Below are 561 nucleotides of genomic sequence, written 5' to 3'. Positions count from 1 at the left end.
AGCCAATGGAAGAACTCGCAAAGGTGGTGGGGATAGTTCTTTTGCATGGAACCGCTGTAGCCCAACACGTCCATCCAGTCCTTAAAGCCCTCTAAGAGGGTTTTATAACTTATATTTTTAAGTACACTTTTTTTCATTTTCCAGCTTGTTGTTTCGGCTCCGCTCAACACGGGCTTTGCCACCGACTTTTCATGGGTCGGTCGCATTTTTTTAAAATTGTGGTCAAGTTGGCTTAAATAACTGACAATCTTTTGTTTGACCTATCCATTTTGGTGGTGGTCAGGTAGTGGTTATGTGGTTTGCCTTGATACTTGCCAAACAATCTTCCAAGGCTTTGTTTATCTGCTTTTTCAGATCGGCATACTCGCCCAAGTCCATGATCTGGTAATGGTACGCCTGTCCTTTCTTGCCTTTGGTCTTATTGATATAACCCTCACCGATCAACTGCTTGTTGTACCGTAGGAGCGTGGTTTGTTTTACCCGTAACCGTCTGCGTATCTCGGCGTTCGTAAATGTGGTCCGGTTATTTTCTATCAAGTACCCTTTAAGGGTTTCCAAATG

1 protein-coding gene is annotated in these 561 nt (G+C 43.7%); it reads right to left on the bottom strand.

All coding sequences use genetic code 11. The annotated features are described in order from the left end of the window. Positions 1–279: 279 nt before the first annotated feature. Positions 280–561 (bottom strand): hypothetical protein (locus tag ACRD7P_RS21040; RefSeq protein ID WP_430909780.1); only part of this gene is annotated, 282 nt, incomplete at its 5' end.

The sequence above is a fragment of the Maribacter sp. 2-571 genome (assembly GCF_050589625.1).
Taxonomy (GTDB): Bacteria; Bacteroidota; Bacteroidia; order Flavobacteriales; family Flavobacteriaceae; genus Pelagihabitans.
The sequence above is the reverse complement of the archived record's forward strand: the minus strand, read 5'-3'. Positions and strand labels throughout refer to the sequence as shown.